We start from the raw sequence: 26,030 nt of genomic DNA on the forward strand, positions 1-26,030 counted from the left end.
GTTTAACGCTTGGTCTAGTTTGGATCGACAGCGCCTCGACAAATGGCTGTGGCATGCGCGCCTGGTGAAGGCCCGCACCAGTGCCGCTGAACTCGTCGTATCGGGGCATGTCCGGATCAACGGCGCGCGTGAGAAATCGCCGGGCCATGCGGTGAAGGCGGGCGACGTCGTCACCGTCGCGCTCGACAACAGCGTCCGCGTGCTCAAGGTGATCGGCTTTGCCGAGCGGCGCGGCGATGCCAGCTCGGCGCGGGTGCTGTACGAGGATTTGCAGGCTGGCAATTTGCAGGCCGGTAAGGAGTAGTTATCTAGCGCTTGCTATCTCAATTTGGGTGGCAGGAGCGTGAGAATACGGGCGTTTTTCGAGGGCCGCTTCCCTTGCGGCCCCGGTATTCCTGCGCTACGCAACCCCAGAAAAATCGATCGTTCCGGAGTTTTGGATGACCTACGTCGTCACTGAAGCCTGCATCAAGTGCAAATATACCGACTGCGTCGAGGTCTGCCCCGTCGATTGCTTCTACGAGGGCGAGAACATGCTGGTCATCCATCCCGACGAATGCATCGATTGCGGCGTGTGCGAGCCGGAATGCCCGGCGGACGCCATCAAGCCGGACACCGAGCCGGGCCTGGAAAAGTGGCTCGAGGTCAACCGCGACTACGCCAAGAGCTGGCCGAACATCACCCAGAAGAAGGACTCGCCGGAAGACGCCAAGGAGTGGGAAGGCAAGGAAGGCAAGTTCGATAAATATTTTTCTCCGAATCCCGGCAGCGGCGACTGATTCGCCAGGGAATACCGTGGTAAGGTCGGACTCTGGTCCGCCGCGGCCCTCCGTTCGGCCGCCGATTTAACCCTAATGACGGACATATGACCTGAACGGCCCCTGTTATGCCCGGAATCGGGCGTAAACCATTGATTTTTGCGGAAAATGTGCTATATCTGACACATTACAGGCCAAGAACCCCCTGCCATGCGTACCTTGTGGCTTCGAGGTTCCCGCAAACTCGAACAGGGGCGTGGCAGTTTCCGCGCGCAGGCTGTGTCACAGAAAACGCGTAAAAAGAGTGCTTCAAAGACGACGAAAAAAGCCGCTGTCGTTGCTCGCAGCGCAACCAAGGGCCGTGCCAAGGCGTCCGTGAAGGGGGCCAAGAAGGCGGCGGCTGCAAAGTCCTCAAAGAACAAAAGAAGCGTGATGCCAGAAAAGACTGCCAAGACTGCCGCGAAAGCGGCAGCTGCGAAGCCCGCTGCTGCCAAGGCCGCCCCCAAGCCTGCCGCGACCAAGACGGCTGCTGCGCCGAAGCCGGCCGCCCCGAAGGCTGCCGTCCCCGCCGCTGCTCCGAAGGCTGCCGCCAAGCCGGCCGCCGCGCCGCGCATCGAGGAGCCGAAGAAGGTCGTGACGCAGCGTCAGGGCTTCAAGGCCAATGAATTCGTGGTCTATCCCGCTCACGGCGTCGGCCAGATCCTGGCGATCGAGGAGCAGGAGATCGCGGGCGCCAAGCTCGAGTTGTTCGTGATCAATTTCATGAAGGACAAGATGACGCTGCGCGTCCCGACGGCGAAGGTCGCCAATGTCGGCATGCGCAAGCTGTCGGAGCCGGCGCTGGTCAAGAAGGCGCTGGAGACGCTGAAGGGCCGTGCCCGCGTCAAGCGCACCATGTGGTCGCGCCGCGCCCAGGAATACGAAGCGAAGATCAACTCGGGCGACATCGTCGCGATCGCCGAGGTGGTCCGCGACCTCTATCGTTCGGAATCGCAGCCCGAGCAGTCCTATAGCGAACGCCAGCTCTATGAAGCGGCGCTCGACCGCCTGTCGCGCGAGATCGCGGTCGTGCAGCACTCGACCGAGACCGAGGCGATCAAGGAGATCGAAGGCCAGCTCGCCAAGAGCCCGCGCCGCGGCGCCAAGGCAGAAGCCGAGGGTGAAGGCGAGGGTGATGCCGACGGCGAGGATGCCGATACCGATGGCGACGATACCGCCGTCGAGGACGAAGCCGCCTGAAAGGGTTCGACGGATTGAAAACAAAAGCCCGGTCGCAAGACCGGGCTTTTTGCTTTGGCGGCGTGTCCGTGGGGCACGCTTACCTCTCCCCTTGTGGGAGAGGTCGGATTGCATGGCAAATGCAATCCGGGTGAGGGTGCAGGCTCTCCGCAAGTTGCAGCCCCTCGACCGCGATCTTCGCCCGGGCAGATCGATATTCCAAACTGTCCGCGCCGCTGGACTCTTGGACCAGCGGCACACGTTGCCGACTTATCCCGAAACGGAACGCCGGTAACTTTCGCGCGTTCGCTCGCCAGTGAGGAGAGCGGACCATGACATCAAAGGCAGGCATTTTTTTCGCAGGCGTTGGAACAACTTTTATTATCCTAGGCGCTGGGTTCGGTGGTGGACTGTTCATGGCGAATTCGGCGCTTAAGGATTCTGCCGGCGCCCCCGCGCGTGTCTCTTCGCCAGCGCCCGCGGAACCAGCGCGCGTTATCCTGCCATCCACGGCAGAAGCTGCGCAGCCACCGCAGCCTGCCACCCAACGAGAGCCCGCCACGCCAGACGCAGCCTCACCGCCGCAGCCGCCACTGGAGCCGGTCAAGGACGTACAAGCGCCTGTCGAGCAGCAGGCGGACGTGGTGGACACGAGAAAATCTGACATTGCAGAAAAGGAGCGGCGTAAGCGCTACGCCGAACGCAAGGCGAAGCGCGTCGCGACCGAGCAGGCGAGGCGTCAACAGCGGCGCATCGAACAAGGCGAGCAACGCCGCGAAGCTCCGGTGCTCTTGGAGCAGGCGCGACGCCACGAAGTGCCGATCATGGCGTCTGAAGACGATGACTCCCCGCCGCGTCCGTTCGCGAATTTCTTCAGGAATGACTGAGCGCATCGCTTTAGTGAAGGAGCCGAGGAACAGTCCGCAATCGAGGGACGTCAGTGCTGATACAGAAGGCCCGTTCGTCTGATGGCTAACGAAAACTCCATTGCTTCAACTGCCAGTCCTGAACAACGCATAGAGCAGGCGTCAGAGGCGATCCGTCAGATGGCTGAGCGCGGCGTATTCGAACCTTTGCCGCAACAAGATCGGTGGCTGCATCACTTGAGTGAAGCGACCAGGGCGGCTCCGCTTCAATCGCTTGCCGTTGCATTCTTGCTGGGGGTCTTCCTGGCTCGGCGGTAGCCCGTCGGCTACGCCGTTGATGCTGCCGCGCCGCGTGCTCAATACGAGCGCTGCTTGATGCCCCAGCGGCGGTTCTCGGAGGTCACGATCCATAGATTGCGGTGACGGCTGGCAATCGATCCGTCGGCGCGGTCGCGGCTGTATTCGACCAGCAGATGCACCTTGCGCGGCCCGACCAGCACCGGCTCCTTGCGCTGATAGGTGCTCTTCGTCCATCCCGTGGTGCGCGCCAGATCGTTGAAGAACGACGGCGGCAGCTGGCCCGGGCCATCCCAGATCACGAGCTGCTCGCCGGATAGGATGACGTGCGGGAAGTGCAGCAGCGCGTCCATGCCGGCGAGATCGCGAGCGTTGAAGCGGTCGGTGAAATCGTCGATGCAGCGGATCGCCGCCGCGATCATGGCCGCATGGTCGGCATTGTCAGGGTCGGGTTGGAAGAGCTTGTCGGCATTACTCATGCCGTCGCTCTACACTGGCAGCGAAGCGAGCCGCAATGACGCTCGAAGCTACGTAAACGATCCTGACCAGTATCGTCTTGTCTTGCTTCATGGATGACGACGGCAACCGGAGCGCGGCGTGCTATGCTGACCGCCCTGCCGTTATTTGATCGACATTAAACTGACCCCATCAATTTGCAGCGAGGAGAAATTCGATGACATCCAATGTTGAGGCAACCAGGAAGGGTTATGAGGCCTTTCAACGTGGTGACATTCCGACGCTCATGAGGGATCTGATCGATGACGACTGCACGTGGATAACCCCGGGTCCCCAGGACAAACTGCCTTGGGCCGGGACCTTCAAGGGAAAGCAGCAGATTGCAAACTTCTTCGTCCAGGTTGGCGAGAATCTGGAATTCAGCGAGTTCGCGCCGCGTGAGATGATTGAGCAGGGCGACACCGTCGTGGTCCTGGGTACACTCACGGCGCGGGCAAAGAAAACAGGCAAGACTGTAACGAACGAATGGGCCCACGTTTTCAAGTACCGTGACGGGAAGGCGGTCCGCTTTCAGGAGTACATTGACACTGCGGCGGATGTTGCCGCGATGTCGTGACAAAGCAAGAGGCAGGCGCGCATGCGCGGATGTCGTCGGCGTCATCCGCCTCTATCGCCTACTTCACCCGCTGCTTCTCGAGCTTGCGCGCCAATGTCCGGCGGTGCATGCCGAGTCGGCGGGCGGCTTCCGAGATGTTGAAGTCGGTCTCCATCAGGGTCTGGTGGATGCGCTCCCATTCCAGCGTCTTGATCGACGTCGGCCGCGCACCGACCTCGATGGCGGCATTGCCCTGCGCTTTAAGGAACGCGGCCTCGATGTCGTCGGTGTTTGACGGCTTGGCCAGATAGTGGCAGGCGCCGAGCTTGATCGCCTCGACCGCCGTCGCGATGCTGGCAAAGCCGGTCAGCACGACGATCAGCATCTCAGGATCATGCGTGTGCAACGCCTCGACGCAGGCAAGGCCCGATGCACCGCCGGCGAGCTTCAGGTCGACCACCGCATAGCCGGGCGATTGCTGCTCGAGCAGCTGGCGGACCTCGTCGAGCGAGGCCGACACCGCCACATCATAGCCGCGGCGCTCGAACGAGCGCTTCAACGTGCGGGCGAAACCCGCATCGTCCTCGACGATCAGGAGCTGGCGTTCATCCGTCAAGATGGTCTCCGATCGCGAGCGTCGAGAGCGGCAGCTCGAGCCTGACCGCGGCGCCGATGTCCGGCCGGTTGCGCGCCGTCACCACGCCGCCCAGCTTGCGCACCACGTTGACCACGAGGAACAGGCCGAGGCCGCTGCCGGGGCTGCCCTTGGTCGATTGATACGGCTTGCCGATATGCGCCAGCATCTCGCGCGAGAAGCCCGGGCCGCGATCGGTCACCGACAGCACCAGCGTGTCGGCATTGCGCTCGGCGGTCAGCTCGATCCAGTCGCGCGACACCTCGGCGGCGTTGTCGAGCACGTTGAAGATCGCCTGCTTGAGCGCGATGTCGGATACGATCGCGAGATCAGCGCCGCAGGCATTGCGGAAATACAGCGTGGCCGACGGCCGCGTCGTCCGCCATTCCTCCACCAATGCCGTCAGGAACGCCGTGACCGTGGTCGGCGAGGAGCCTTCGCCGCGGGCTTCGCCCGCCGAGAGCAGGATGCCCGTCACGATCGACTTGCAGCGCTGCACCGAGATCTCCATCTCGCCGAGGTCCTGCGACATTTCAGGGTCGGAGGCGAGCGCGGGCATCCGGCGCCAGTCGCCCAGGATGACCGAGAGCGAGGCGAGCGGCGTGCCGAGCTCATGCGCGGCGCCGGAGGCCAGGAGGCCGATCCGGACGATGTGATCCTGCTCGGCGGCGTGCTGGCGCAGCGCCGCGAGGCGCAGGTCGCGATCGCGCAGATTGCGGTTGATCCGGGTCATGAACACCACGAGCAGCACGGCGTCGAGCACGAGGCCGATGAAGGTGCCGGCGATATAGAGGTTGAAGGCATCGGCGAAGCCTTGCTGCGGCAGCTCCAGCGGCCGGTAATAGCTGGTCAGCCAGGCGAAGTTCATGCAGACCAGCGCCACCAGCGACCAGGTCGAGGGCGCATCGAGCAGCACCGCGCCAAGCGTCACCTGCAGCAGATAGAGCGAGGTGAACGGGTTGGTGGCGCCGCCGCTGAGATAGAGCAGGGCGGTCAGCGCCGCGACGTCGAGCGCCAGCGCGACCAGCAGCTCGCGGTTGTTGATGTCGGCGCGGTAGCGCAGCCACAGCAGGCTGACGACATTGAGCGCCACCAGCCCGGAGATCACGGCCGCCAAGGGCAGCAGCGGCAGCGCGACGCCCATCCAGAACTGCACGAAGCCGATGGTGGCGATCTGGCCGATCACGGCGATCCAGCGCAGCTGGACCAGGAGGGCCATGTTCTTGCGATTGGTCGCGATGTCGGCGGGCGCTGCGAGGTCGAACGGCATGCCGGCGGCCGCGCCCGCGGCGGACGGCGTTGCCGCCGCGCCGGTCGCGGCCTTGTCGTCATGCAGATCCGATGTGCGCTCGAGCATCTGGGCCTGTGTCGCGAGACAGATTGCGGGCTGCGCCGATCAAGCGGCGCACGGCGGCGCGCCGTGAACCCCACCTTGGATCGGAGGCGCCGGCGCGGCTCCTGCCGCTGATGACGCGCAGGAGCGCGCCCGCCAGCATAAGGGCCAGTGCGAACCATGTCAGCGCGTAAATCAGGTGGTTGTTCGGAAACCGCACGATAGTGAGCCCGCCGATTGGGTAGCCGCCCGGATTTGGCGTCGCATCGGCGTCGATGAAGAAGGGGGCTACATGCGACAGTCCGTGCGCGGCGGCGATGGCGGCAACGTCGCGGGAATACCAGCGGCCGGCCGAAGCATCGTTGCTGCGCAGGAAGCCGCCCTTCGGCTCCGACATCCGCAGCAGTCCGGTGACGCTGACGGCGCCCTGCGGCTCGCCATCGCGCCGTGTCGCGGGATCGCGCTTATCAGCGGGAACAAAGCCGCGGTTGACCAGCACGGTGGTTCCGTCGGCGGCTTGCAGCGGGGTCAGTACCCAGAAGCCGGGACCTTCGGCCGTGACGGCCTGCACCAGCGTTTCGTCGGCGTTGAGGAACGTGCCGCGTAGGGTGACGCGGCGGTATTCATCGCTCGCGGCCGTGACCGCCGGCCATGACGATGGGGGCGGCGGCGCGACCGGCGCGGCATGCATGCGCTGCTCGACCCGCTCGATCAGCGCCAGCTTCCAGGTCCGGCGTTCGATCTGCCAGATACCGAGCGCGCTCAGCAGCACCACGCCCAGCATGCCGAGCGTGAGCAGCAACAGCGAGGGTCTGGCAGACCGCATCGTCACGGCATCTGGCTCATGTCGTGCAGCGGCATCATGTTGATGTTGAGATGATGCATGACCCACAGCGAGCCGGTCAGCGCGATCACCACCATGACGACGGTGAAGATCATCGCCATCATGGTCCAGCCGTTCTCGGACCGCGTGTTCATGTGCAGGAAGTACACCATGTGCACGACGATTTGCACCGCGGCGAGCACCAGCACGATCAGCGCGGTGACCTGCTTGTCGGCGATGGCGCCGGTCATCACCAGCCAGAACGGCACCGCAGTAAGGACGACGGAGAGACCGAAGCCGATCAGATAGCTCTGCAGCGAGCCGTGAGCCGCGCCGCCGTGATCGCCATGTCCGTGGCTGGCATTGGCTTCGAGCGTATGAGCTTTGGCGTGAGCTTTTGTTGTCATCGCAGCATTCCCAGGAGATAGACGAAAGTGAAGACGCCGATCCAGACCACGTCGAGGAAGTGCCAGAACATCGAGAGGCACATCAGCCGGCGCCGGTTGGCTTCGATGAGGCCGAAGCGCGCGGTCTGCACCATCAGCGTCACCAGCCAGACGAGGCCGAAGGTGACGTGCAGGCCGTGGGTGCCGACCAGGGTGAAGAATGACGACAGGAAGGCGCTGCGCTGGGGCGTCGCGCCCTCGTGGATCATATGCGCGAACTCGGTGAGCTCGATGCCGAGGAAGGCGAGGCCGAACAGCCCGGTGATGGCGAGCCAGGCTTGCGTCGCGCCGATCCTCGATTTCTCCATCGTCAGCATGGCGAAGCCATAGGTGATCGAGGAGAGCAGCAGCATCGTGGTGTTGAGCGCGACCAGCTTGAGGTCGAACAGGTCCTTCGGCGATGGGCCAGCGGCATAGTTGCCGCCGAGCACGCCATAGGTCGCAAACAGCATCGCGAAGATGAGGCAATCGCTCATCAGGTAGATCCAGAAGCCCAGCATGGTGCTGGCGCCTTCCGGATGATCGTGCTCGTCCACAACGTGAAAGATCGGCTCGGAGTCCTGGGTGGAGACGGTTGTTGCTACGCTCATGTCTGGGCTCCCGCGGCGAGCACGCGTGTCCGCGCGTCTTCAGTCCGCACCACCTCATCCGCCTGGATGTGGAAGTCGCGGTGATAGTTGAAGGTGTGGCCGATCGCGACCGCGAGCAGCGCAACGAAGCTGACGGCGGCGAGCCACCAGATGTACCAGATCAGGCCGAACCCCATCACCGTCGCAAGTCCGGCGAGGATGATGCCGGTGCCGGTGTTGGAGGGCATGTGGATCGGCTTGAAGCCGGTCAGCGGGCGCCTGTAGCCGCGGCGCTTCATGTCCCACCAGGCGTCGTTGTCGTAGACCACGGGCGTGAAGGCGAAGTTGTAGTCCGGCGGCGGCGACGAGGTCGCCCATTCCAGCGTCCGCGCGTTCCAGGGATCGCCGGTGGTGTCCTTCAGCTGCTCGCGGCGCAGAATGCTGACCGCGAACTGCACCAGCATCGCGACGATGCCGAGCAGGATCAGGAACGCGCCGAAGCCCGCGATGATGAACCAGATCTGCAAGGAGGGGTCGTCGAACACGCGGAGCCTTCGGGTCACGCCCATCAGGCCGAGCACATAGAGCGGCATGAAGGCGAAGTAGAAGCCCGAGACCCAGAACCAGAACGACAGCTTGCCCCAGAACGGATCGAGCCTGAAGCCGAACGCCTTCGGGAACCAGTAGTTGATGCCGGCGAACAGGCCGAACAGCACGCCGCCGATGATCACGTTGTGGAAATGCGCGATCAGGAACAGGCTGTTATGCAGCACGAAATCGGCCGGCGGCACCGCCAGCAGCACGCCGGTCATGCCGCCGATCACGAAGGTCAGCATGAATGCCACCGTCCACATCATCGGCAGCTCGAAGCGGATGCGGCCGCGATACATCGTGAACAGCCAGTTGAACATCTTCGCGCCCGTCGGGATCGAGATGATCATGGTGGTGATGCCGAAGAACGAGTTCACGCTGGCGCCGGAGCCCATCGTGAAGAAGTGGTGCAGCCAGACCAGGTAGGACAGGATGGTGATGACGACGGTGGCGTAGACCATCGAGGTGTAGCCGAACAGCCGCTTGCCGGAGAATGTCGCGGTCACCTCGGAGAAGATACCGAACGCCGGCAGCACCAGGATGTAGACCTCGGGGTGGCCCCAGATCCAGATCAGGTTCACGTACATCATCGGGTTGCCGCCGAAGTCGTTCGTGAAGAAGTTGGTGCCGACGTAACGGTCGAGCGACAGCAGCGCCAGCACCGCCGTCAGCACCGGGAAGGAGGCGACGATCAGGACGTTGGTGCAGAGCGAGGTCCAGGTGAACACCGGCATCTTCATCATCGTCATGCCCGGCGCGCGCAGCTTGACGATGGTGCAGATCAGGTTGATGCCCGATAGCGTCGTGCCGACGCCGGCGACCTGTAGTCCCCATATGTAATAGTCGACGCCGACATCGGGACTGTAGCCGATGTTCGACAGCGGCGGGTAGGCGAGCCAGCCGGTGCGGGCGAATTCGCCGACGAACAGCGACATCATCACCAGCACGGCGCCGCCGACCGTCATCCAGAAGCTGAAATTGTTGAGGAACGGGAAGGAGACGTCGCGAGCACCGATCTGCAGCGGCACCACATAGTTCATCAGGCCGGTGACCAGCGGCATCGCCACGAAGAAGATCATGATCACGCCGTGTGCGGTGAAGATCTGGTCGTAGTGATGGGCCGGGAGGTAACCGTCGGAGCCGCCAAAGGCGATCGCCTGCTGCAGCCGCATCATCAGCGCGTCCGCGAAGCCGCGCAGCAGCATCACGATGCCGAGGATCATGTACATGATGCCGATGCGCTTGTGGTCCACGGTGGTGAACCACTCGCGCCACAGATAGGTCCAGAGCCGGAAATAGGTGACGATCGCAAACAGCGCGAGGCCGCCGGTCGCCACCACCGCGAAGGTGCCGACCAGAATCGGCTCGTGGATCGGCAGCGCCTCCAGATTGAGGCGGCCGAAGATCATCTTGACGAGATCGGGATTCATGCGGTCCTCCTCAGGACTCTGATTTCGGACGCTGACCGAGCAGCAAGGATGTCGACGAGGGGTGCGCGGGCGAGAACGGCGGGCGCTTCAGCCCGAAGCCGCGCAGCGGCGTCAGGTCGAGCGGCGCGGTGATCTCGTGCGACGGCGCGTCCTTGATCTCGTCCATCGAACAGATGCCGGCGACGAAGGTCGGCTCGGAGCCGAGCGGCGCGCCGCGGCGGGCGTATTTGTCGTAGGTCAGCGGCAGCGTGTTGTTGAAGCCTTCGCGGCCGAGGCCGCCCTTGGCGTCGATCGCCATCATCTCGCTCATGCACATCTTGCCGGGTTCGACGCACATGTTGAGGACCGCCTTGTAGAGATCGCGGTCGACCGAGCGGTAGAGCCGGACCGGATCGTTCTGGCTCGGACGCTCGAGCTGCAGATAGTCGGTGCGGCCGAGCATATTGGCGCTGGTCTTGGCGGTGGCGATCCACTTGTCGAAATCGGCGCCAGACAGGCTCTTGAAGTCGAAGTGCATGCCGGAGAAGCCGGCGCCGCTGTAGTTGGCGGAGAAGCCGCGATAGGTGCCTTCCTTGTTGGCGACCGCGTGCAGCTTGGTCTCCATGCCGGGCATGGCGTAGATCTGGCCGGCAAGCGCGGGGATATAGAACGAGTTCATCACGGAGGACGCCGTGATGCGGAAGCGGATCGGGCGGTCGACCGGAGCTGCGAGCTCGTTGACGGCGGCGACGCCGTAGTCCGGGTAGATGAACAGCCACTTCCAGTCGAGCGCGACGACCTCGACATTGAGCGGGGCGTCCTTGCTCTCGATCGGCTTGTCGGCGGCGATGCGGCCGAGCGAGCGGTAGGGATCGAGCAGATGGGTGCCCATCCAGGTCAGCGCGCCGAGGCAAATGATGATCAGCAGCGGCGCCGACCAGATCACGAGCTCGAGCTGGGTGGAGTGATCCCACTCCGGCTCATAGGGGGCCGCGGCGTTGGACTGGCGGTAGCGCCAGGCGAAGAACACGGTCAGCGCCATCACCGGAAGCACGATGATGAGCATCAGCACGGTCGAGATGACGACGAGGTCGCGCTGCTGGACGGCGATGTCGCCGGCAGGCGCCAGGACGACGAAATCGCACCCGCCAAGGAGCGCCGCGAACGGCAATAAGGCCAATAATTTCAAGGCGCGCACGGCTCACCCCACTTGAATTTTATGAGTTCCGCCAAGGGGTAGCTGCGATGCAGCAAAGTTCACATTGGACAATTTGTCCAATGTTGCACTGCGGGATGGAGGGTCAGAAGGTGAGGTGGACCGCGTGGCAATCTGCCCGTGGCCTCACTTCTTGTTTGAGCACGGTCTGTTCGGAAAACCGGTTTGATCGTGCTCCAAAGGACGGTTTTCCGGCGATGGCACAAGCCCCAGCAATGGCTCACGGCACCCCGACCGCATCAGGTCACGGGCAGGCGAAACCCGGCGAAATCGCCATCGGCGTCATCATCGGACGCACGTCGGAATTCTTCGATTTCTTCGTCTATGCGATCGCCTCGGTCATCGTGTTCCCGAAGCTGGTGTTCCCGTTCGTCAATGAACTGACCGGCACGCTCTATTCATTCGGCATCTTCGCGCTGGCCTTCGCCGCGCGGCCACTCGGCACCGTCATCTTCATGGCGGTCGACCGCCGCCACGGCAAGGGCGCCAAGCTCGTCATCGCGCTGTTCCTGCTCGGCACCGCCACGGTGGCGCTCGCGTTTCTGCCCGGCTACGACACGATCGGCGTCGCGGCGATCTGGCTGTTGGCCGCCGCGCGCGTGCTGCAGGGTATCGCCTGGGGCGGCGCCTGGGACGGCCTTGCCTCGCTGCTGGCGATGAATTCGCCGGCGCATCGCCGCGGCTGGTACGCGATGGTGCCGCAGCTCGGCGCGCCGCTCGGGCTGATCGTGGCCAGCGCGCTGTTCGCCTTCTTCGCCGGCAACCTCTCGGCGGATGATTTCTTCGACTGGGGCTGGCGCTATCCGTTCTTCGTCGCGTTCGCGATCAACGTGGTGGCGCTGTTCGCGCGGCTGCGCATGGTGGCGACGGATGAATATTCCGAGCTGTTCGAAAGCCGCGATCTCGAGCCGGCGCGGGTCGGCGAGACCATCGCGCAGGAGGGCCGCAACATCCTGCTCGGCGCCTTTGCGCCGCTGGCGAGCTTTGCGCTGTTCCACATGGTCACGGTGTTTCCGCTGTCCTGGGTGTTCCTGTTCACCAAGGAAAGCCCGGTGCGCTTCCTGATCATCGAGATGATCGGCGCCATGGTCGGCGTCGTCGCGATCATCGCCTCCGGCATGATCGCCGACCGCGTCGGGCGCAAGCCGCTGCTGCTCGGGTCTGCGGTCGCGATCGCGGTCTATAGCGGCTTTGCCCCGCAGCTGCTCGATGCCGGCGCGTTTGGCGAAACGGTGTACATGGTGCTCGGCTTCGTGCTGCTCGGCCTGTCGTTCGGCCAGTCGTCGGGCGCGATCGCCTCGAGCTTCGCGCGCAACTATCGCTACACGGCCTCGGCACTGACCTCGGATTTAGCCTGGCTGTTCGGTGCCGGCTTTGCGCCGCTCGCGGCGCTGCTGCTGGCGACGCATTTCGGCTTGATCTCGGCCGGTGCGTACCTGTTGTCGGGCGCGGTGTGGACGCTGCTGGCGCTGTGGCTGAGCGGATTGCGCGAAGCCGAGGGTTGAACTCTTCTCCTTCCCCCTGAAAGGGGGAAGGTTTCCCCACCCGCTTTGCTCTGGCGAGCAAAGCGACCTCCCCTTTTCAAGGGGAGGTGGGCTAGCGGAACAATCCGTCGACGCGGAACGAGTACCCCAGGCCGACGATGTAGTTCGGCGAGTTGCGGCTGAGTCCGAACGCGACATGGAAGTCGACCTGCTGGGTCGGCGTGATCTGGTACAGGCCGCCGGAGTTGATGAGCTGGGTCGGCCGCGCACCGTCGGGATAGTCGCCGACATATTCGGTGAACACACTGATCCGCTCGGTCAGCTTCTTCTCGATCACGAAGGTCGCTTCCGACATGTGCCGGCCGGTCAGCTCGGCAGGGCGGAAGAATTCCGTGAACATGCCGCTGACGCCCCAGCCGTCATGCAACTCCCATGACCACGGCAACTGGATGTAGGGCTGCGCGCCGCGACCGGCGATTTCGGCAGCGCCCGTCGGCAGCGCGACGCCGGCCGTGATCGAGAGGTCGATCTTCCCCGGCAGCGGACTGATCTGCCATTTGATGGCAGGCGCGACGTCGGAAAAGCCCGACGCGCCGGGCGATTTCACGGTGCCGACATAGCTCGGTAGGTCGATCAGCACCTCGAGGCAGGGCGCAATCCCGAGCCGCCAGCGGCTGTTGCTGCCGTCGATGCTGCGGCCACTGCTCCGGCCGGTCAGGTTGATGCCGTTCTCGTTCTGCAGGCTCCCGACCGGCACGACGATACTCGAATTGGTGACGTCGGGCCGGTCGGTCGCGATTTCGTCGCCCGGCTTGGGACAGCCGTCCGCGCGCGCGGCGGTGGCTGCTGCGAGTGTGAGCGCAGCAAGCACGCACCCGAGTTCGGCAAGTCGAGCGACGGCGCCGAACCGATTCTGAAACACTGGGGATGCTCCAATAGCCCGGCGCCGCTGCGGAGGTGGCAGCTTTCGATAGAGATCGGCGGCGCGCGGGGAAATTCCCGGTTGGCTCAAAAATCTTCGTCAGTCGCCGGTCGCGCGAGCGCGCGGCATTCCAGGGAATAGAATCGCGGCATGGCTGCTCCTGTTGTGGTGGCAAACAGGAGAGCCCCGGGAATGAGCATTCGTTCGATCGCAGGCGTGCTGGCGCCGCGGCAAGCCAAAATTGCCGCGATGGCGGCCATCGCGATTCTGCTCGCCCTGAACAGCGCCCGTGCCGCGGGAGATGCGGCGCGCGGCGCCACGCTGTACCAGGGCTGCGGCGATTGCCACTCGATCGACAAGAACGACGTCGGCCCGATGCACAAGGGTGTCGTCGGCCGCCTAGCCGGCTCCGTCGCAGGCTACGACTACTCGCCGGCGCTGAAGAACTCGAAGATCGTGTGGACCGAGGAGAATCTCGACAAATGGCTCACCGGTCCGGACACGATGGTTCCGGGCACCAAGATGTTCTACGAGGTTCAGGACCCGAAGGATCGGGCCGACATCATTGCCTTCCTCAAGGAGAAGGCGAAGTAGAATGTAGCCTGTCGTCCCGGCCTTCGCCGGGACGACAGCGGTGGTGAGGCGCGAGCACGACGCCTCGCGGCCTCAATCCACCACGATCTTGACGCGGTCGCGCGGCTTGACCTGGGCATGGGCGTCGAGGCCGTTGAGCACGCGGAAGCGCTCGGCCGGGTGATCGACGCCGGACATGCGGTGCGACAGCGATTCCACGGTGTCGCCGGGCTGCACGTTAATGACCTTGATGCGCAGCGGGCGCGCGGCCTGGATCTCGTCGAGCGTCAGGCGGCGGAACGAATTGACGGTCTCGCGCGCGTTACGCTCGCTCTCGGTGGACTTCTGCTTGGCGGCGAAGATGAAGCGGTAGACGTCGCTGCCGAAGCGCAGCGCATAGACCTTGAACTGCCACTGGTCGCCATGGGCGGTGGCCGACGCCGCCGGAAAGCCGTTGATGTTGAGGTCCTCGGTCGAGGACTTCTCGACGCCTTCCATCCAGCCCGAATTCAGGTAGTCGCCGAGCGACTGCTCGGCCGGGACCCGCACCACGTCGAAGCGCATCGCCTGGCTGCCGCCCTCGCGCACGCCGATCACCGCCTGCGCGGTGTTGTCGAGCGTGAAATTATCGGGCGCGGTGAAGGTGAAGCCGAGCTTGGGATGCAGGAAGCGGCGGCCGCGCACGAACCCTTCGCTGGGATCCTCGCCATAGACGATGTTGTCGATCGCGGCGAGATAGGTCTCGCGATCGCGCTCGTTGCTCTCGGGCGATGAGTATTGCCGTGCGGTGGTCTGCGCGTTGTTGATGCGCTCGGGCGTCGCCGGATGCGACGAGGTGAAGTCCTGCGCGCGCGGATCGAGCGCGGTCTTGCCGATCTTGAGCGCGGCATTGCGCTCCATCGCGGTCAGGAAGCGCGCCGCGCCGTAGGGATCGAAATGCGCGCGAGCGGCGATCCCGACGCCGATGCCGTCGGCCTCGAACTCCTGCTGGCGCGAGAAGCTCGCCATCGTCAGCTTGGTCTTGGCGAGCGCCAGCGCGGTGAGATCGGGATCGGTGCTCATGTCGGTGACGACGCGCGTCACCACAGCCGCCTGGCGGGCCTGGTCCTCGCGCATCGCCGCGTGCTTGGCCAGCACATGCGCCATCTCGTGGCTCAGCACCGAGGAGAGCTCGGAGGTGTCGCTGGCGAGCGCAATCAGGCCGCGCGTGACATAGAGCTGGCCGGTCGGCAGCGCGAAGGCGTTGACCGCGCCGGAATTGAGGATCGTGACCTTGTAGGCCTGGTCGGGCCGTTCGGAGGCGGCGACCAGCCGCTCGACGGTCTTGCTGATCAGGGCCTCGAGCTTCGGGTCGTCGTAGGCGCCGCCATAGGACGACAGGATGCGCTCATGCTCGCGTTCGCTCGTGGGCGTCTGCTGTACCACGCGGTTCGGCTTTACCGGCGCCGCTGCTGCCGTGGGCGCGGCCTGCTCGAACCGGCCGACATTGCCGCAGGCCGACAGCGTCAGGGCGGCGCAGACGAGCGCCGGCGCAGCCAAAAGGCGGCGGCCAGTCCCCTCTTCACGCCGTCCTGCGCGCTCAATCACGTCAAAAACTCACAAATTGTCCCGTAAAAAGACCGGGGCATGGCCCCTGGGTCTCTTGAGTCCCTTGGGCCTCTAGTTCCCGCCGAGCACTTCAAGCTGCCCCACCCGGAGCAGTTCGATTCGCGGCCACGTCGTGCTTCCACCCAGCCTCGTACACGAATCTTACGATTTTCCAGAGACTTGGGCGCAAGCCCGGCCGCCTCGAACGCAGGGACTATGCGCCTTGAAATAGTCGCAGCAAAGTCCTGAGTCCAGTTTCGACCGAAATTCAGGTAGGTCGTCGCGCCCGCCTGACGCACGGACAAAACCCTGCCCTCGACCACTGTAAAACGCCCGATCCCGGTCAAAATATCGGCGGAACTTTCGGCGTTTTTTATGACGGTGGCCTCGGCCCAGGTTCCCGATCGGGCGGCCCTGGCCTCGGCCTCGGCCGCCATCAGCGCCGCCGCACAGTCCTTGTCGGCGACCTCGGATGACGCCACAGCGAGGCCCTGGCGCAGCAACTCGCTTTGCACGGGCTTCTCACTGCCTTCGAGGAATGCGTAGGCCAGCTGCCGGCCATAGCGGTCCGGCGTGTCGTCCTGTCCGCGCAGCGTCACCTCGCGGCCGACCAGCAGCGCCGTCAGTGCAGCGATGGTCTTCGCCTTGTCGGCCACCTCGATACCGGCGAGCTTGACCTCACGGGCGTCGTCGAGCCGCAGGCTGCGCGCATCGACGATGGCGGCGACGCGACCCTCGCCCTGAATCTCGAAATTGCATCCAGCCGCTTCGGCGCGTCCGCTGCACGCGCCGATCGCGAGGACGCATGCTGTCATCATCACCGCCCACGGACGGCGACGCCATGCACTATCGCGTGGAGGCGTCATGCGGCACTCGTCACTTCGGCGCGCTCCGCTCGGAGCGTGGTCGCCAACAAGGACAGTCTGACGGAAAGATCGCTTCAGAGCCACCACAAGCGAAGCGAAATCGCATCGAGGGATGCCATCGTTGATTCGGTGGTCAATTTTTCTGCGGCGCTTCTCATCGCGTGCACAGGCGAAATTGGTGTTTCACATCAATGCGTGCCTGTCGCGGGACGAACTCGTCTTCAGCACCCCTTGTCGTGACGAAAATTGCCGTCCGATCGTGCGTCGAGCGGCCCTCACACGCGTCAACCTTACCCATTCATGATTGCAACTCCGTGCGCGGAATGAGAATTCGTTATTGTTGCCAATGACTTGCGGCGCAAGGTAACTATTCGGCAATTTTTTGAAAGGCGACCGATTGCGGTCGCTCACGCATATTGCCGAGGTCCTTGTGTCGAATCCCGTTGTTCTGACGCTGACGACCAGCGATCCGCTGCACGATTATCTCCAGCTCTACAACGCGATCTCGGCGATCAGCGTCGGTGGTGGTCTGGCTGCGGCCAACACCGATTACGTCATCAACTTCTCGCTCTCGTCCGGCGCGCGCACGCTGCAATTGCTGGACGATCTGCCGGCCATCAATCTGATGAACGGCTCAACGCTGACCTTCGACGGCAACTCCGACTACAACAATCAACTCGGCGGACAGGACTATAGCGACATCGTCGATGCGCGCGGCTATCAAGGCTTCGTCGTCACATCAGGCACGGTGACGTTCAAGAACCTCACGATCGTCAACGCGGTTGCGAGCGGCGGCAATGGCGGGGTCGGCGGTGGCGGCGGCGGCGCGGGCCTCGGCGGCGGCCTGTTCGTCGGACAGAACGCCAACGTCACGCTGAACAACGTCAATTTCGGCAGCAACACGGCCAAGGGCGGCGATGGCGGCGTGGTCGATCCGGCCGGCGGCGGCGGCGGTGGCGGCGGCATCGGTGCCGATGGCGGCAGCGGCAATGGCGGCGGTGGTGGTGGCGGCGGCTTCGGCGGCCAAGACTATTACGGCTATCACGGCAATGGCGGCAGCGGTTACAGCGAGGCGGGCTCCGACAGCCAGCATCCCTCGACCGGGGCGCAGACCGCGGGCGGCACACCGGCGACGATCGAAGGTGCGGCGGGCGGCGGACAGGGCGCCGACAATTACGGCGGCTCAGGCTACGGAGCACATGCCGGCGGTGGCGCGAGTGGCGGCGGTGGTGGCGGCGGTGTCGGTGGCGGCGGCGGCGGCATCGGCGGCGCCAACTCGGTGGGCGGCGGCCCCTCGGGCACCCTGATCGGCTTCGGCGGCGCCGGCGGCATGGGCGGCGGTGGCGGCGGCGGCATTTATGGCGGCGGCAATGGTGGTTTCGCCGGCGGAGGCGGCGGCTCCGGTAACGGCAGCGGATACGCGCATACCGGCGGCAATGGCGGTTTCGGCGGCGGAGGCGGCGGTTCGAACGGCACGCCCGGCACCGGCGGATTCGGCGCCGGCAGCGGCTCGCTCGCCGGCGGCGGTGGCGGCGGCCTTGGCGCCGGCGGCGACATCTTCGTTCAACAAGGCGGCACGCTGACCGTCATCGGCGGCACCTTGATGGATGCGACCGAGACCGGCGGCACCGGTGCCAATGGTGCGGGCAACGGCTCCGCCTATGGTGACATCTTCATCCAGGGCACGATGGTCGTCACGCCGACGCACACCGTTTCCACGGTCTTCGAGGGATTGCAGACCGTCACCACGCTGACGATCGGCGACAGCATCGCCGATGAGCGGGGTATCAGCGGCAGCGGCACCACTGGCAAGCTGGTCGTCTCCGGCGGCGGTACGCTGACGTTGACGGGTGCGAGCACCTATGTCGGCGGCACGCAGATCGATGCCGGCAACACTCTCTCGATCACGGCCGACAACAACATCGGCGGTTCGGCCGGTGCGCTGATCCTCAACGGCGGCACGCTGACCACGACCGGCGGCTACACCTTCACCCACAACATCCAGGTCACCGCCGCTGGCGGCACCTTCGACATCTCGTCCGGCACGATTGCCGACACCGGCGCGATCAGCGGCTCCGGTACGTTCACGCTGTCGGGCGCCGGCACGTTGCAGCTCGGGCTCGGTCAGCTCGCGGGGTTGACCGGGACGCTCAACCTGAGCAGCGCGCATCTTTCGCTGACGACGGGCGGCACGTTCGACGACTCAATTTCGGTCGGCGGCAGCTCGCTCCTGAAGATCGCGAACGGCGCAACCGTCACCGATACCGCCCTGATCAGTGGCGGCGGCAATCTCGGCATCGACGGCGGCGGCACCTTCGTGCTCGGCCATGCCAACACTTATGGCAGCACGACGATCTATTCCGGCACAGTGTGGCTTGCGACGGCCGGCGCAGCCGGCACCGGCAACATCTCCTTCACGACCGGCCTTCCCGGCACGCTGAAGATCGACGACGCCGCGCTGACCGGCAACGCGCTCACCAACAGCATCTCCAACTTCAATCCCGGCCAGTCCATCGACCTGACCGGGCTGCACTACAACACCCAGAATACCTCGCTCAACACGGTCAGTCTTTCCGGCAACACGCTCTCGATCTCGAACGGCACAGTGACGGATACGCTGACGGTGAACGGGCTCGACGGCGGCGCCCGCTTCCAGCTTTCGCAGGATGCGAATGGCGGCACGGTCGTGCAGCTTGTGTCGACCCGCGTCTTCAATGTCTCAAACGTCACCGAGCTCAATGCGGCCATCCTGCAGATGGATTCCGGCGGCCAGAACGCCGCGCCGAATGCCAACTACACCATCAACATCACCGCCAGCTTCAGCCTCTCGTCGGAGCTGTACGCGCTCAATCTCTTGAGCGGATCGAGCGTCACCATCAACGGCAGCGACGGCCACGGCGGCACGCACACGATCGACGGCCTCAACGCCCAGCGTGGGTTCTTCGTCTATGCGGGCAACGTCAATCTCGAGAACCTGACCATCCAGAACACGGTGGCGGCCGGCGGCGGCATCATCCAGGGCGGCGGCGGCGGTGGCGCCGGGCTCGGCGGCGCCCTGTTCGTCTCGGCGAACGGCAGCGCCACGATCGACAATGTCGTATTTCACAACAGTGCCGCGATCGGCGGCAATGGCGGAACCGGCAGTACCGCGAGCAACGCCAACATCGACGGCTTCGGCGGTGGTGGCGGCATGGGGGGCCAAGGCGGAAACAGCAGCGGTGGCGGCATCGGCCTTCACGCACAGGGTGCGAACTCTGCCGCATTTCAGAACGGGGCCGCTGGCATCGTTCCCGGCGCCGCGGGGGGCGGCAAAGGCGTCGACGGCTACCTGATCCCGTTCGGAGGCGGGACCATGCTTTACTGGTATGGCGGAACGGGCGGCGCCAATGGCGGCGGCGGCGGCGCGGGTGGCTTCTTCGGCAACAACAACCGCGCGCACGGTACCGGCGGTGGCGTCGGCGGCGGCAACGCAATCGACGGCGGCAATGGTGGCTACGGCGGTGGCGGCGGGGCGTTCGGCAATGGTGGCTTCGGTGGCGGCGGCGGCTATGGCGGCGGTGGCGGCTTCGGCGGCGGTGGCGGCGTCAGCGGGCTCGGCGGCTTCGGCGGCGGTGATGGCACGGCGGGTGGGGGTGGCGGCCTCGGCGCTGGTGGCACCATCTTCGTTCAGCAAGGCGGCTCGCTGACCGTCAAGGGCGGCTCGCTGTCGAACGATTCCGGCTTCAGCGCCGTCAAGGGCGGCACCAATGGCATCGGCCAGGCCAGCGGCTCGGGTTTCGGCTCCGGCATCTTCATCCAGGGCAACAACAATCTCAGCTTCACGCCGGCCAGCGGCCAGACGCTGACGGTCGTCAACGACATCGCGGACCAGAGCGGCAATGGCGGCACCGGTGCCAATGCGGGCGTCGGCGGTCTCGTTATCAGCGGCGGCGGTACCGTCATCCTCGGCGGCAACAACACCTACACCGGCAATACCACGGTCAGCGGCGCCGACACCCGGGTGTCGATCTCCGCCAACGTGAATCTCGGCGCGGTGACCAATGTGCTGAAGCTTGGCGACGGCACCGGTATCAGCTTCACCGACGGCTTCACGCAGACCCGCAACATCACCGTCGCGGGCGATCCGGTCTTCAACGTCGCCGCCGGCGAGACCGTTACCCAGAGCGGCGTCATTTCCGATGGCACGACGCCTGGTGATGTCGAGGTGACCGGTGGCGGCCGGTTGGTGCTGTCCGCGCACAACACCTATTCGGGCGGCACCGTCATCAAGGGCTCCATCCTGGAGCTGGCGGCGAACGGCGCGGCAGGGACCGGCGCGATCGCCTTCACCGACGGCAGTACCGAAAAACTCGTGCTCGATGCCGCGGCATTCTCCGGCGCCTCCTTCAGCACGTCGATCACCGGCTTTGCCGGCGGCGACACCATCGACTTCGGCAACATCGCCTATGATGCCACGACGACGCTGTCCTATGCGAACGGCGTGTTGCTGGTGAAAAGCGGCAGCGGCACGACGCTCGCATCACTGAACCTGAGTTTTGGCGCTGGCGCCTCGGCCGGCTCGCTGATGCTGGCGTCCGACGGCTCGGCCTCTCCGCATCTCGAGATCCGGTCACAGGCGAGCATCGCCTCGGTCACTTCTGACACCACCGATCATCTCACGATCCTGAACGCCGGCAAGGTAGTGACCATCACCGTCAACTTCAGCAACACGGTGAACGTGACCGGCGCGCCGGAGTTGCTGCTCAACGACGGCAAGGCCGCGACCTATCTGAGCGGCAGCGGCTCGCAGGCGCTGGTGTTCAGCTACACGGTGCAGGACGGCGACAGCACGTCCGATCTTCAGGTGCAGAGCCTCTCGCTCAACGGCGGCACGATCAGGGATCCCGGCGGCCAGGACGCCGACGTGACCCATGCGGCGACCGACCTGCATCTCGTGATCGACGCGATCGCGCCGACCGTGTCGGTTGCGGCGAGCTCGACCGCACTGCTGGCCGGGCAGACCTCGATTGTCACCTTCACCTTCTCCGAGGCGGTCACCGGCTTTGCGCTGACGGACACGACGGTGAGCGGCGGCGCGCTGAGCAACCTCGTGCATGTCGGCGTCAACGCCGCGCACCAGGACATCTACACGGCAACCTTCACACCCGACGTGACCAACGCCGAGGCGGGCTCGGTGCAGGTCAACGCGTCAAGCTATACCGACAGCGCCGGAAACGCCGGCGCGGCAAGCAGCGCGATCAGCTTCACCGGCGATACCAAGGCGCCGACGGTGGCGGTTGCAGCCGATCACACCACGCTGGTTGCCGGCGATAGCGCGGTTGTCACGTTCACCTTCTCCGAGGCCGTCGGCGGCTTTGGATTGGGTGATGTCACCGTCCAGGGCGGTACGCTGGGCAATCTCACCCATATCGGCGTCGATGGCTCCGGCCACGACGTCTACACCGCGACCTTCACGCCCGATGTGACCAACACCGAGGCAGGTTCGGTGCAGGTCAATGCGTCAAGCTATAGCGACGTTGCCGGCAATTCCGGCGCGTCGAGCAACACGATCAACTTCAGCGGCGACACCAAAACGCCGACCGTGTCGGTTTCAGCTGACCATGGTACGCTGCTTGCCGGCCAGACCGCGGTCGTGACCTTCACCTTCTCCGAGGCCGTCGCGGGCTTCGCGCTCGGCGACATCAGCGTCAGCGGCGGCGCGTTGGGCAGCCTTGTCCATGTCGGCGTCAACGGCGCCGGCCAGGACATCTACACCGCGACCTTCACGCCCGACGTCACCAACGCCGAGGCTGGCTCGGTGCAGGTCAATGCATCGAGCTATAGCGATACGGCCGGCAACGCCGGCGCTGCCAGCAACGCCATCAACTTCACCGGTGACACGCTGGCGCCGACGGTCTCCGTCACGCTCAATCCCGACACGGTGCTGGCCGGCGACCTCTCGGTCGCGACTTTCACCTTTTCGGAGGCGGTGTCGGGCTTCGCCCTTGGCGACATCACCGTCCATGGCGGCGCGCTGAGCAATCTCGTGCATGTCGGGCTCAACGGCGCTGGGCAGGACGTCTACACCGCGACCTTCACGCCCGATGTCAGCGACACCGAGACCGGCTCGGTGAAGGTGAATGCGTCCGGTTACGGCGATGTGGCCGGCAATGCCGGCGCGGCAAGCAACACCGCGACGATCGGCGGCGATACGCTGGCGCCGACGGTGTCGATCGCGGCTGACCGTCACGCGCTGCTGGCGGGCCAGACCGCGCTGGTGACGTTCACTTTTTCCGAACAAATCGCGAGCTTCGCGCTCGGTGACGTCACGGTGCATGGCGGGGCGTTGGGCAATCTGCTCCATGTCGGCGTCAACGCATCGGGCCAGGACGTCTACACGGCAATTTTCACGCCGGACGAAAGCAACACTGAAGCGGGCTCGGTGCAGGTCACCGCCGCGAGCTATACGGATGTTGGCGGCAATACCGGTGCGGCGAGCGGCACCATCAGCTTCACTGGCGATACCAGGGCGCCGACGGTGTCGGTTGCCGCGAGCCCGAGCACGGTGCTTTCGGGCCAGACTTCGGTTGTCACCTTCACCTTCTCCGAGCAGGTCGCGGGCTTTGCGCTCAGCGATACCGTCGTCGCCGGCGGCACGGTGACCAATCTGGTCCATGTCGGGCTCAACGTGTCGGGGCAGGACGTCTACACCGCGACCTTCACGCCCGATATCAACGACGTCGTGGCGGGCTCGATCCGGGTCACCGCCGCAAGCTATGCCGACGTATCAGGCAATGCCGGCGCGGCGAGCAATACCGCGACGATCGGTGGCGACACGCATCCGCCGACGGTATCGGTGGCGGCCGATCACACCCTGCTGCACGCCGGCGACGCCGCGTTGATGACGTTCACCTTCTCCGAGGCGGTCGCAGGTTTCGGACTCGGCGATGTCACGGTCCATGGCGGACTGCTGGGCAGCCTCGTCCATGTCGGCATCAATGGCGCGGGCCACGATATCTACACAGCGACCTTCACCGCCGATGTCACCGACGATCTGTCGGCCGATCTTTCGGTTGCCGGGGCGAGCTACACCGACATCGCCGGCAACGCCGGCGGAGCGAGCAACGCGGTCAGCTTCACCGGCGACACCAAGGCGCCATCGGCGCCGACGCTGGCGCTGCACCGCGACACCGGCGTCTCCAGCGCCGACCACATCACCAGCAATCCGCTGATCGATTACACCAAGTTCGATGCGGCCGACACGCTGCGCTACAAGGCCGACGGCGCCTCGGGCTTCTCCACGGCGGCGCCGGTCTTTACGGCTGATGGTATGCACTCCGTCACGGTGCAGGAGGTCGACGCCGCCGGCAATGTCAGCGCGTCGTCGAGCCTGACGTTCACCCTCGACACCACGGCGCCCCATCTCGCCGGGATCACGGCGACGCCCTCCGGCGGCGTCGCGGCGCCGGGTTCGCTGGTGCAACTGACGGTCGGCTTCAACGAGGCGGTGCATGTCAATGGCGGCACGCCGAGCCTGACGCTGAACGATGGCGGCACCGCAATCTACGACGCCGCGGCGACGGCGCTGCTCGGCGATTCCTCGAAGCTGGTATTCGATCACATCGTGTCATCGACGGATCGGGCCGGATCGCTGGCGGTGACCGGCTTCGCCGCCGATGGCGCCGATGTCGTCGACCTGCCCGGTAATGCGGCCTCGCTTTCGGCGGTGTCCGCCGTGTTCGACGCCCTGCATATCAACGAGACCATCGTGCCGGCCTACACACTCGGGGCTATTACCCGGCCGGAATTGCATCTGGATCTGGGCGGTCGCATCATCATGGATGCAACGGCATCGGCATTCGCCGGACATTATGGCATGCAGTACCTGTTCCTCGGCCTGCCGGCGGGAACGCCCCATCAGACCGTTCCCGACTTTCATCTCTGATCGCAGCGCCGCCGCAAGCTCCGGCGCGGCGCTTCATTCCGCTTAGTGGAAAACAGATTGCTGCCGCTGCGGCTTGCTGCAGTGCAGGCCATGCGGCATGATCCGGCCCTCGAAACGGACCTGATGGAACGAGGTCCGCGCTGCAAGGGAGGATTGGAATGAGACGAGTTTTGGCCGGCGTTTTGGCCTGTGCGTTTGCGATCTCGGCGAATGCGTCGCTGGCGCAGGACAAGCCTCCGCTGAAGCTCGGCGGCATCCTCGATATGTCGAGCCTCTATGCCGACATCACCGGTTCGGGCAGCGAAACCGCTGCCAAGATGGCGGTGGAGGATTTCGGCGGCGAGGTGCTCGGCCGCAAGGTCGAGATCGTGGTCGGCGACCATCTCAACAAGGCTGACCTCTCCGCCAACATCGCCCGCGACATGATCGATAACCAGGGCGTCGAGATGATCTTCGACGTCGCGGCCTCCGCGACCGCGCTCGCCGCTGCCGAAATCGCCAAGGCGCGCAACAAGATCATCATGTTCAACGGTCCGGGTTCGATCCGCCTCTCCAACGAGGCCTGCGGCCCCTATACCGTGCACTACGTGTTCGACACCTTCGCGCAGGCCAATGTGACCGGCCTTGCCGCGGTGAAATCCGGTCTCGATACCTGGTTCTTCCTTACCGCGGACTACGCGTTCGGTCAGGACCTGGAAAAGGACACCAGCAACGTCGTGGTGAAGTCGGGCGGCAAGGTGCTCGGCAGCGTGCGGCATCCGATCAACACCTCGGATTTCTCGTCCTTCCTGCTGCAGGCGCAGGCGTCGAAGGCCAAGGTGATCGGCCTTGCCAATGCCGGCGGCGACACCATCAACGCGATCAAGCAGGCAGCCGAATTCGGCCTCACCAAGAGCGGCCAGAAACTGTCGCCGCTATTGGCCTTCGTCACCGACATCGACAGCGTCGGGCTCGATACCGCGCAGGGCCTGTTGCTGGCGGAAGCCTTCTACTGGGATCTCAACGACGACAGCCGCGCCTTCACGAAGCGCTTCATGGAGCGCACCAAGCGGGTGCCGACCTCGGCACAGGCCGGGGTCTATTCCTCGGTGACGCACTATCTCAAGGCGGTGAAGGCCGCCGGCACCACCGATGCGGCCGCCGTCATGAAGGTGATGAAGGAGAGCTCGATCAACGACATGTTCACCAAGAACGGCAAGATCCGCGAGGACGGCCGTATGGTGCACGACATGTATTTGTTCGAGGTCAAGAAGCCGTCGGAATCGAAGGGCCGCTGGGACGACTACAAGCTGGTGGCGACCGTGCCGGGCGACCAGGCCTTCCAGCCGCTGTCGGAGTCGCGCTGCCCGCTGGTGAAGAAGTGACGAAGTGACGAAGTCACACAGTCATCCCGGGGCGTGCGAAGCACGAACCCGGGATCTCGAGGTTCCGGGTCTGGTGCTTACGCACCATCCCGGAATGAC

General features: G+C 64.9%; 19 protein-coding genes and 1 pseudogene. 9 read left to right on the plus strand and 11 right to left on the minus strand.

Annotated elements, in window-relative coordinates:
* The first annotated feature begins 19 nt into the window (after positions 1-19).
* From ACVMB1_RS36025 to ACVMB1_RS36040, 4 genes are all read left to right on the plus strand, one after another.
* Positions 20-304 carry an RNA-binding S4 domain-containing protein gene (locus ACVMB1_RS36025; protein ID WP_076824784.1) on the plus strand — a complete coding sequence of 95 codons (285 nt, stop codon included), beginning with the start codon at positions 20-22 and terminating at the stop codon, positions 302-304.
* 136 nt (positions 305-440) lie between these two features.
* Complete coding sequence (fdxA, locus tag ACVMB1_RS36030) at positions 441-779, plus strand: ferredoxin FdxA (protein WP_057015519.1); 339 nt, start codon at positions 441-443, stop codon at positions 777-779.
* Positions 780-1,190: 411 nt separating this feature from the next.
* Positions 1,191-1,997, plus strand: a complete 807-nt coding sequence (locus tag ACVMB1_RS36035) for a CarD family transcriptional regulator (RefSeq protein ID WP_076824782.1) — start codon at positions 1,191-1,193, stop codon at positions 1,995-1,997.
* A 311-nt stretch (positions 1,998-2,308) separates the two neighbouring features.
* Positions 2,309-2,863 (plus strand): hypothetical protein, encoded by a 555-nt coding sequence (locus tag ACVMB1_RS36040; RefSeq protein WP_141341017.1) that lies wholly within the window; start codon positions 2,309-2,311, stop codon positions 2,861-2,863.
* A gap of 335 nt (positions 2,864-3,198) precedes the next feature.
* On the opposite strand, the gene ACVMB1_RS36045 is transcribed toward ACVMB1_RS36040, so the two are convergent.
* Positions 3,199-3,618, minus strand: a complete 420-nt coding sequence (locus ACVMB1_RS36045; RefSeq protein ID WP_057015517.1) for a hypothetical protein — start codon at positions 3,616-3,618, stop codon at positions 3,199-3,201.
* A gap of 194 nt (positions 3,619-3,812) precedes the next feature.
* Between ACVMB1_RS36045 and ACVMB1_RS36050 the strand changes: the two genes are divergently transcribed.
* A complete protein-coding gene (locus ACVMB1_RS36050; protein WP_057015516.1) occupies positions 3,813-4,211 on the plus strand; it encodes a nuclear transport factor 2 family protein in 399 nt (132 codons plus the stop codon).
* A 58-nt stretch (positions 4,212-4,269) separates the two neighbouring features.
* On the opposite strand, the gene ACVMB1_RS36055 is transcribed toward ACVMB1_RS36050, so the two are convergent.
* Genes ACVMB1_RS36055 through cyoA form a run of 7 tightly spaced genes read right to left on the minus strand, consistent with a single transcriptional unit; the run spans position 4,270 to position 11,193 of the window.
* Complete coding sequence (locus ACVMB1_RS36055) at positions 4,270-4,806, minus strand: response regulator transcription factor (RefSeq protein WP_057015515.1); 537 nt, start codon at positions 4,804-4,806, stop codon at positions 4,270-4,272.
* Positions 4,796-6,181: an ATP-binding protein gene (locus ACVMB1_RS36060; protein WP_076824780.1), complete on the minus strand. Its 1,386-nt coding sequence runs from the start codon at positions 6,179-6,181 to the stop codon at positions 4,796-4,798. Before ACVMB1_RS36060 ends, ACVMB1_RS36055 begins: the two co-directional genes overlap by 11 nt.
* The gene (locus ACVMB1_RS36065) at positions 6,153-6,959 is read right to left on the minus strand and encodes an SURF1 family protein (RefSeq protein ID WP_076824829.1); all 807 of its coding nucleotides are present in this window, start codon (positions 6,957-6,959) and stop codon (positions 6,153-6,155) included. The genes ACVMB1_RS36060 and ACVMB1_RS36065 overlap by 29 nt, the downstream gene beginning before the upstream one ends.
* 26 nt (positions 6,960-6,985) lie before the next feature.
* Positions 6,986-7,387 carry a cytochrome o ubiquinol oxidase subunit IV gene (gene cyoD / locus ACVMB1_RS36070; RefSeq protein ID WP_076824778.1) on the minus strand — a complete coding sequence of 134 codons (402 nt, stop codon included), beginning with the start codon at positions 7,385-7,387 and terminating at the stop codon, positions 6,986-6,988.
* Entirely contained in the window at positions 7,384-8,016 is a 633-nt protein-coding gene (gene cyoC / locus ACVMB1_RS36075) for a cytochrome o ubiquinol oxidase subunit III (RefSeq protein ID WP_057015511.1), read from the minus strand. Before cyoC ends, cyoD begins: the two co-directional genes overlap by 4 nt.
* Positions 8,013-10,016, minus strand: a complete 2,004-nt coding sequence (cyoB, locus tag ACVMB1_RS36080; protein WP_057015510.1) for a cytochrome o ubiquinol oxidase subunit I — start codon at positions 10,014-10,016, stop codon at positions 8,013-8,015. The genes cyoC and cyoB overlap by 4 nt, the downstream gene beginning before the upstream one ends.
* Positions 10,017-10,026: 10 nt before the next feature.
* Complete coding sequence (gene cyoA / locus ACVMB1_RS36085) at positions 10,027-11,193, minus strand: ubiquinol oxidase subunit II (RefSeq protein ID WP_076824776.1); 1,167 nt, start codon at positions 11,191-11,193, stop codon at positions 10,027-10,029.
* Between the two features lie 233 nt (positions 11,194-11,426).
* Between cyoA and ACVMB1_RS36090 the strand changes: the two genes are divergently transcribed.
* Positions 11,427-12,716: an MFS transporter gene (locus ACVMB1_RS36090; RefSeq protein WP_057015508.1), complete on the plus strand. Its 1,290-nt coding sequence runs from the start codon at positions 11,427-11,429 to the stop codon at positions 12,714-12,716.
* Between the two features lie 91 nt (positions 12,717-12,807).
* On the opposite strand, the gene ACVMB1_RS36095 is transcribed toward ACVMB1_RS36090, so the two are convergent.
* Positions 12,808-13,617, minus strand: a complete 810-nt coding sequence (locus ACVMB1_RS36095) for a transporter (RefSeq protein ID WP_076824774.1) — start codon at positions 13,615-13,617, stop codon at positions 12,808-12,810.
* Positions 13,618-13,809: 192 nt separating this feature from the next.
* On the opposite strand from ACVMB1_RS36095, the gene ACVMB1_RS36100 reads away from it, so the two are divergent.
* A complete protein-coding gene (locus ACVMB1_RS36100) occupies positions 13,810-14,211 on the plus strand; it encodes a c-type cytochrome (RefSeq protein ID WP_057015128.1) in 402 nt (133 codons plus the stop codon).
* A 72-nt stretch (positions 14,212-14,283) separates the two neighbouring features.
* Here the strand turns inward: ACVMB1_RS36100 and ACVMB1_RS36105 are convergent, their stop codons facing one another.
* On the minus strand, positions 14,284-15,777 hold the full coding sequence (locus ACVMB1_RS36105; RefSeq protein ID WP_076824772.1) for a M48 family metalloprotease: 1,494 nt from the start codon (positions 15,775-15,777) through the stop codon (positions 14,284-14,286).
* 72 nt (positions 15,778-15,849) lie between these two features.
* Positions 15,850-16,595 (minus strand): annotated as a pseudogene (locus tag ACVMB1_RS36110) (thermonuclease family protein).
* A 478-nt stretch (positions 16,596-17,073) separates the two neighbouring features.
* On the opposite strand from ACVMB1_RS36110, the gene ACVMB1_RS36115 reads away from it, so the two are divergent.
* Together ACVMB1_RS36115 and ACVMB1_RS36120 are read left to right on the plus strand one after the other, a co-directional pair.
* Positions 17,074-24,567: an Ig-like domain-containing protein gene (locus tag ACVMB1_RS36115; RefSeq protein ID WP_456813658.1), complete on the plus strand. Its 7,494-nt coding sequence runs from the start codon at positions 17,074-17,076 to the stop codon at positions 24,565-24,567.
* A 158-nt stretch (positions 24,568-24,725) separates the two neighbouring features.
* Complete coding sequence (locus ACVMB1_RS36120) at positions 24,726-25,931, plus strand: ABC transporter substrate-binding protein (protein WP_076832824.1); 1,206 nt, start codon at positions 24,726-24,728, stop codon at positions 25,929-25,931.
* The last annotated feature ends 99 nt before the right edge of the window (positions 25,932-26,030 follow it).

This window comes from Bradyrhizobium sp. USDA 4504 (genome assembly GCF_054063995.1).